The 8,176-nt window shown below is 39.0% G+C and carries 6 protein-coding genes; all 6 read left to right on the top strand.

What is annotated here, in order from left to right; all coding sequences use genetic code 11:
* The first annotated feature begins 1,170 nt into the window (after positions 1-1,170).
* Positions 1,171-2,103, top strand: a complete 933-nt coding sequence (gene hemC / locus MT391_RS15075) for a hydroxymethylbilane synthase (RefSeq protein WP_499498807.1) — start codon at positions 1,171-1,173, stop codon at positions 2,101-2,103.
* Positions 2,100-2,858, top strand: a complete 759-nt coding sequence (locus MT391_RS15070) for a uroporphyrinogen-III synthase (RefSeq protein ID WP_028868865.1) — start codon at positions 2,100-2,102, stop codon at positions 2,856-2,858. Before hemC ends, MT391_RS15070 begins: the two co-directional genes overlap by 4 nt.
* Positions 2,859-2,876: 18 nt before the next feature.
* Positions 2,877-4,004 (top strand): uroporphyrinogen-III C-methyltransferase, encoded by a 1,128-nt coding sequence (locus MT391_RS15065; protein WP_051369134.1) that lies wholly within the window; start codon positions 2,877-2,879, stop codon positions 4,002-4,004.
* Between the two features lie 5 nt (positions 4,005-4,009).
* Positions 4,010-5,224, top strand: a complete 1,215-nt coding sequence (locus MT391_RS15060; protein ID WP_051369135.1) for a heme biosynthesis HemY N-terminal domain-containing protein — start codon at positions 4,010-4,012, stop codon at positions 5,222-5,224.
* A 132-nt stretch (positions 5,225-5,356) separates the two neighbouring features.
* Positions 5,357-5,869 (top strand): phosphatase domain-containing putative toxin, encoded by a 513-nt coding sequence (locus MT391_RS15055; RefSeq protein WP_028868182.1) that lies wholly within the window; start codon positions 5,357-5,359, stop codon positions 5,867-5,869.
* An 80-nt stretch (positions 5,870-5,949) separates the two neighbouring features.
* Positions 5,950-8,157 carry a permease gene (locus MT391_RS15050; protein ID WP_028868181.1) on the top strand — a complete coding sequence of 736 codons (2,208 nt, stop codon included), beginning with the start codon at positions 5,950-5,952 and terminating at the stop codon, positions 8,155-8,157.
* Positions 8,158-8,176 lie beyond the last annotated feature (19 nt).

Genomic DNA, 8,176 nt, shown 5'->3' with positions numbered 1-8,176 from the left:
AACGCAGCTGCGCCGATGATAGTGTGGGGTCTCCCCATGCGAAAGTAGGTCATCGCCAAGCACCTAATTTAAAATAGCCCCACTGGTTAGTTCCGGTGGGGCTTTTTTAATTGCGTTGATTTATGAGCTACGTAGAAAGTAGGGCGAGTTTGCCGACAGGCAAGGTTGACGAGCGGAGGAGCTCTGCCACGACCGTTCCATCGCCAAGCTGGCATAGTATTCAGAACAATCCCTGTTGACTTATGTCAGCAGGGGTTTTTTCGTTTAGGGCTTTTGGTGGCGATGTCCTGCTTGAGCAGGGGATAAATAAAGTGCCACGCAGTGGCCATCCTTTAGTGCGGCAGTAGGGCGAATATCGCGATAGCGATGGGTCATGAGCAATCTCCTCCCATCGCCAAGCACCTAATTTAAAATAGCCCCACTGGTTAGTTCCGGTGGGGCTTTTTTAATTGTGTTGATTTATGAGCTACGCAGAAAGTAGGGCGAGTTTACCGACAGGCAAGGTTGACGAGAGGAGGAGCTCTGCGACGACCATTCCATCGCCAAGCTGGCATAGTATTCAGAACAATCCCTGTAGACTCTGTCTACAGGGTTTTTTTCGATTAGGGCTTTTGGTGGTGATGTCCTGCTTGAGCAGGGGATAAATAAAGCGCCGCGCAGTGGCCATCCTTTAGTGCGATAGATAGGGGGGAATGATGCGGTCAGCATCGTCTTATGAGCGGGCTAAGTTCTGTGTGCCCTGGTGATATCGCGACAGCGATGGGTCATGAGCAATCTCGACCCATCGCCAAGCTTGCATAGTATTCAGAACAATCCCTGTTGACTTATGTCAGCAGGGATTTTTTCGTTTAGGGCTTTTGGTGGTCAATCCTTTTAAGTTTTCAAACGTTTCGCGACGACTTTCCATCGTCAACAGCTTAATCACCGCTATTCCAATGATTCGAATTTTATCAATCTGCATACTTGCTCAGAAAATCGCCATCAAATACCTATAAGTCTTACCCCCCAAGAATATTGACCATTGGCTAAATTAGGGTATCAATTGCATTAATTAACTGAACAAGGTTAGAGAATTTATGCTTTAACTCGAACTTTGGCGTATTATCAAATATTTCTCTGGATCATTGTTTTGTTTTTGATAGCATAAAAACTCCCTTTGTTAGAGAAATTATCATGTCTAAAAAAATTATCCGTATTGCAACTCGTCATAGTCCATTAGCAATGTGGCAGGCTAATTTTGTTAAAGCCGAATTATTGAAGCATCATCAAGATTTAACTGTTGAATTATTACCAATGAAAACAAAGGGCGATATTATTTTAGATACGCCATTAGCTAAAGTCGGTGGAAAAGGTTTATTTGTTAAAGAATTGGAAGTCGCTATGCTTGAGAAGCGTGCTGATATTGCTGTGCATTCGATGAAAGATGTTCCTGTAGATTTTCCAAAAGGTTTGGGGTTAACCACTATTTGTGAGCGTGAAGATCCTCGTGATGCTTTTGTTTCTAATAACTACAAACAATTATCTGATTTACCCAAAGGCGCTATCGTTGGTACTTGTAGTCTAAGACGCCAATGTCAAATTAGTGAATTAAGACCTGATATAAAAATTAAAGACTTACGTGGTAATGTCAACACGCGTTTGCGTAAGCTAGATGACGGTGAATATGATGCGATTATTCTTGCTGCTGCTGGTTTAATTCGTTTAGAGATGGCGTCGCGTATTGCTAGTTATATAGAACCGGAAGTTAGCTTACCGGCTGTTGGCCAAGGAGCAGTTGGTATCGAATGTCGACTAGATGATGCAGAGACAATTGCTTTGCTTGCGCCATTAGAACATCGTGATACTCGAATTCGTGTCACTGCTGAACGAGCAATGAACTTAGCACTTGAAGGTGGCTGCCAAGTTCCTATTGGTAGTTTTGCTTTGTTAAAAGGAGAAGACCAAGTGTTTTTACGTGGTTTAGTTGGCAGTGTTGACGGTAAGAATATCATTAGAAAAGAATTAATTGGGCATATTGATGATGCACATCTGTTAGGTGAGCAATTAGCACTGCAATTGTTAGATGCTGGCGCAAAAGAAATTCTAAGTGAAGTTTATAAGTGAAACCTGCTCCACGACTTTTAGTGACTCGTTTTGCACCTCATGCACAGGAGTTGGTTGAACGTTTAAGTCATGTTGATTGCTTTGCGATTGCTCAACCTCTGTTAATGACAACACTATTAAAAGAGCGTCAGGCTCTCGATATATTTTTAAGCGGTTATTATGACTTGGTGATTGTGGTCAGTGGTAATGCTGTTAAATATGCACAACAACAAATTAATGATGACTGGCCAAAAGCAACTTATTTAGCTGTTGGTAAATCGACACAGATACAATTGAGCGAAGTGACAAAGCAAGATGTGATGTGTCCTTTAACAAGATTTGATAGTGAAGGTTTATTAGAGCTGGCAGCACTACAATCAATTAAAAATAAGCATATTTTAATCTTACGTGGTGAAGGTGGAAGGGAGTTATTAGAAAATGCCCTCATTGAACGTGGTGCAAAAGTAGATTTTTTACAAACATATAAACGTGTCAAGATTGTATTGGATGGTCACGAATTAGCTAATAATTGGCAACAAGCCTGTATAAATGGTGTTATTATCAGTAGTGTAGAGATTTTAAATCAATTATTTGCTTTGGTACCAATGAATCATAAAGATTGGTTATTGGGTTTGGTTTTTTATGTTCCAAGCCAACGAGTCGCTGAGGAAGCTACCTTGTTAGGTGCGAAAGATGTTGTTCTTTTACCAAGTCTACGTACCGAGCAACTAGTAGAATTTTTCAAAGCAGATGATGGCAACTGTATAGCCCGTTAGTTTTTAAATAGGAAAGTTATGACTGATACTAATACTGAAACTCAAAATATATCGGCGACTGTTGAGCCTGAAGTTGTCAATGATAAACCCAAAAAGTCCTCTCGACTTGTTGCGATCCTCGTTGTTATTTCTATTTTACTGTCTTTATTTATCATTGTATTTGGTTGGTATCTTTATAAGAATAACTCAGTGAATAACAATGTATACAAAGAAAAAATTGAAGTGTTAGCTAGTCAACTAGCAGAACAAGTGGAACAGCAAGACAAACAATTTCAACAAAGCAAATCATTAAATAATAGCTTTAAAACACAAGTTGAACAATTAAATATTCAGTTGCTAGATGCACAGAATAAAAGCAAATTATTTAGTTCGGACATGCAAGCGTTACAACGTAATATGGCGGAAACAAATATTCGTCATCCAAGTGATTGGATCTTGTCTGAAGTGGAATACTTGATCAATTTATCAGGACGGAAATTATGGCTCGAACATGATGTGACCACTGCTACTTCTCTGTTAAATGCAGCTGATCAACGTATTGTTGAAATGGGAGATCCAAGTCTAAATCCATTACGACGCGCCGTACTTGAAGATATTAATATGTTGGAAGCTTTACCACAACGCGATCCTGATAGCGTAGTATTGGCTTTATCAAGTTTAGAACGACGTATTGACCAACTTGTGATGGTTGGTTTGGATATGCCTGAAGTAAATAAAGAAACCGATGGTGCAGTCTCTTCAGATGTCGCTGATTGGGAGCAAAACATTAACCAGTCTTGGGATGATTTTGTTGCTAGTTTTATCGTTATCTCTCATCGAGACAAACCTGTTGAAGCTTTATTAGCGCCTGAGCAAGCTTGGTACTTAAAAGAAAATTTAAGAAATCACCTCGCAAAAGCTGAATTCGCAGTTTATAGAGAGCAGCAAGATATTTACGATATGTCTATGACAAATGCAATGAAGCTAATCGAGCTTTATTACGATATGGAAGATAAAGGAACTGAACAATTCCACACTTCAATTAAAAGACTTAGTAAGCAAAAAGTTGCTATTACTTACCCAGATCAATTCAAAAGTGCGCCGTTGCTTTCTCGTATTCTTAAACAACGCATTAGCAAGTCATTTACTATTGAAAGTGCGGAGTAATTATTATGATTCGAGTTTTAATTATTGTTCTTATCTTATTAGCCGCATTAATCTTTGCGCCTGAAATAAGTGCTTATAAAGGTTATATTTTAATTTCATTTGATAGCTATACAACCTATGAAACAACAATAATCAATGCGGCACTTATTGCGGTTATTTTTTACTTTTTACTGCTTTTTGTGGAGTGGATATTACGTAAACTACTTTCTATGAGCAGTGTTACTCGTGGGTGGTTTGGGCAACGTAAAACACGTAAAGCACAAAAAAATAGTTTATTAGGTATGCTTGCTTTGTTAGAAGGAAATACTAAACAGGCTCAAAAGTTATTATCTAAATCCGCCTCTCGAAGTGAAGCACCCGCATTGACTTATATTGCAGCTGCTCGTGCATCTCACAAAAATGGTGACTTTAATCAACGTGATGATTACTTACAATTAGCTAATACACACCCAGGTTGTAAATTAGCTGTTGGACTTGTTTGGGCAGAGTTACAGCTTGATGCAAAACAATATGAAAACGCATCTGCAACATTAAACGAGTTAAATCAAAACTTCCCTAAGAATAAACAAGTGTTACAGCACTATATGACACTATATCCAGCGCTTAATCAATGGCAAGAGTTGATTACATTAATTAATGCTCAACGAAAATTAACAGGCTTAAATGATCAACAGTTTGCCGAGTTAGAGCTTCATGCGCATCAACAATTATTTAAGCAACTAGCACAGGAGAGTGGGCAGCTACTTAATGACTATTGGCATAAAGATGTTGCTCGTTGGATGCGTAAAGAATTGAGTTATCAAGAAGCGATGCTAGCCGCATTAGTTGAACATGATCGAGGAAAAGTTGCACAAGAGTTTTTGTTAGATAAATTGCATCGTCAATTCTCATTGCCGTTATTACCTTATTTACAAAAAATACAAGCAACCGATTATTATCCTATTATTATGTTTCTTGAGAAGCAGTTAAAGAAATCAGCACATGTCGATTATATCCATCAGGCTTTAGCGCACTTAAAGCTAAAAGAAGGACATAATGAAGCTGCTATTGAGCATTTGACTGAAAGTCTTAAATCGCTTCCAAATATTGCGGATTATAAATTACTCGCTTCGCTTTTAGAACAAGAAGGCAAGCAGGAGCAAGCTAACCTTTGTTATAGAGAAGGGTTAACCTTTGCTGCTAAGCCAACCTCTACAAATTTAATACTTATTGATGGTTGATAGATCATAAATTTGTCATTATTAGCGAGTATATTTTAAAAGTAAGTTTTGGCTTACTTTTTTTATTTTTGCTTTTTACAGTAATTATTTTAATAAGCTTAATTACTATGATGGATATTAGTAGGTAGTTTAATGAGTTTACATCCCATCTTTCCTCTCAGTGTTGAACACAGCAATGCTAAGTTGTTATTAACTCCATGCCCTGGTGCTAAAGAGCTTTCCTTGAAATTGGCTTTACAGGCTTTAAAGGAGTTTGGTGCCAATGCAGTGATCACATTGATGACTGAAAAAGAGTTACAAGCACTGTTATTAAATGATATTTGCATCGCAACTAAATCTTTAGGTATGTCATGGTTTCATTTACCGATCTGTGATCAGCAAATCCCAGATAAAGATTTTAGTTGCTTGTGGGAAACTGCTGGTCCAGCTATCCATCGCCTATTAGAAAACGAAAAGAGTGTTGCGATCCATTGCAAAGGCGGATCAGGACGGACTGGCATGATCGCAGCTCAAATATTATTAGAGCGGGGAGAGGTGTTGCATAAAGTAATGAAAAAAATTCAAGTATTAAGACCTAATGCTTTTAATCTAGCGGAGCAGCGAGAGTATATTGAATCAATCGAACTTAGATTAGCAAAAGAATAAAATTATTTTTATTATGCTATTTTTATAGCGAGTTGTTTCTGGCTGTTATATTATAACATTTTTTGCTAGCTGGTTTTTCTATGTTACTCACTCTAAGCATTTTGGCCTTATTTTTAGGTCCTGTTACTTATCGTTTATTACAACGTCAACCTGGATGGTTAGATCTATTAGATGCTTTCATTTTTGTGAGTATTTCAGGGTTAGTACTCTTCCACATTTTGCCTGAGCTGCTCTTTGAAGGGGGATTGTTAGTTTTAGTGCTCACTAGTCTTGGTTTATTAACCCCTTCATTAATAGAGAAATATTTTCACAAAGCTGCAGATAAAGCGCATAACACTACCTTGTTTCTTGGTGTATTAGGCTTAGTCTTGCATGCCAGTATCGATGGTACTGTTTTATTGGCAGATCAAGCTAACCACACCGGTTGGTTATTAGCATTAGGAGTCTTATTACATCGCTTCCCTGTGGGGTTAACTATCTGGTGGTTATTACGTCCTCAATATGGCGTCGTATTACCTTTTGTGGTGTTAATTAGCATGGCTGTTGCGACTTTACTTGGTGCTTCTTATGCTGAACTATCAATGGCACAACTGGATGGTCAATATTTAGCATGGTTCCAAGCTTTCGTAATGGGCTCTATCATGCACGTTGTACTGCATCGCCCTTATTTGCAGCACCATAAAAAACATCAAACTGGTGAAGTAAAAGAACATAAGTATGCTGCTGGTATTGGTAGCTTTCTTGGGTTAGTTGTACTGGGGTTTGTTCTCTTACCCCATTGGTTAGGTTATATTCAGCATAATCATGACCACGGTATTGAAGCAACATCAATAACCGAATTACCTGCCGATCACAACCATTCAGGTGTTGAGCACGATACACATCAAGAGCAACACTCGGCTGATGAGCATGAAGATCATAACCACCAACATTCAACCGATGAACATGAAGAACATGAGCACTTAGCTGTCGAACATGAAGATCATAACCATGAGCATTCAACCGATGAACATGAAGAACATGATCACTTAGCTGTCGAGCATGAAGATCATAACCATGAGCATTCAGCCGATGAACATGAAGAACATGAGCGCTTAGCTGTCGAGCATGATCATTTAACAGATCAACATACGAGTGATCAGCATTTAGCCGTTGAACACGAAGATCATAACCACGAGTACTCGACGGTTGCACACGAAGAACATGATGAAGAGAGTGAAGCGCTACATCAACAGCACAATACCGCACTGACATTAGTTAACTTTACTAAATTAGCTTTATATAGTGCTCCAATGTTGCTATTGGCTTATCTTCTAAGCGGGTTAATGCATTACTTTAAGCCGACCTTAAACGTATTACCAACACAAGATAATAAAGCGTACTTTAGAGATGCCATCAAAGGTGTTGTATATGGCTTGCCGCTTCCTGTTTGTTCTCCTGCGGCGAGTAAAATGCATCAACAACTGTTGGGGTTAGGTGCAAACCAAACCTTCGCTACTGCCTTCTTAATTGCAACACCAATTATTGGGTTTGATGCTATTTTAATTTCTATTCCTCTGTTAGGCGAGCAGCTGGTTCTTTTACGCATTGTTTTTGCGGTGGTATTTGCAACGTTAATTGCATGGTTACTAGGGCGACACTTCAAAAATCCAATTTCAGCCGTGGTTGCACAAAGTTGCCAGGGTGGCAAACCTACTTCTCGCTTTATTACCGCGATTAAACAGGGTTACCAGCACCAATTAGATCATACAGCGCCGTGGGTTATATTTGGTTGGGCACTTGCTGCCACCTTGTCTGCGACGCCTGCGTGGGCATTCTTTGAGCAAGCTTTATGGTTACAGGTACTAGTGATGGTTTTGATTGCTTTCCCTTTTGCATTGTGTGCAACAGGTATGACACCCATTATTGCAGTGATGTTAATAGCTGGTTTATCCCCAGGTGCTGCCGTGGCTTGTTTGTTAATTGGGCCAAGTATTAGTCTAGATTTATTAAAGCAATTAAGATTTCAACAGGGATACTTTGCAGCCTTTGCTTTCGCGATGGTGATGTTAGTCGGAGCCTTCTTGATAGGGTTATCATTAAATCAATATATTGATGCTTTTCCATTGCCATGGTTAGGAGAATTAGACTCTGACTTTGCTTGGTGGAATATCGTAAGTTTAGCTATTATCTTGGTGTTATATTTTGCTTCATTATTACGTCGAGGTGCACGTGCTTTTATTGCGGAGTTATTACCTAAAAGTTTATTAGCGCATCGCCATCATCATGATCACGGCCATCATCATTAGTCTTGATGATATAAACCTC

This window comes from Vibrio sp. 1-Bac 57, assembly GCF_037546855.1.
GTDB lineage: Bacteria > Pseudomonadota > Gammaproteobacteria > Enterobacterales > Psychromonadaceae > Psychromonas.
The sequence above is the reverse complement of the archived record's forward strand: the minus strand, read 5'-3'. Positions and strand labels throughout refer to the sequence as shown.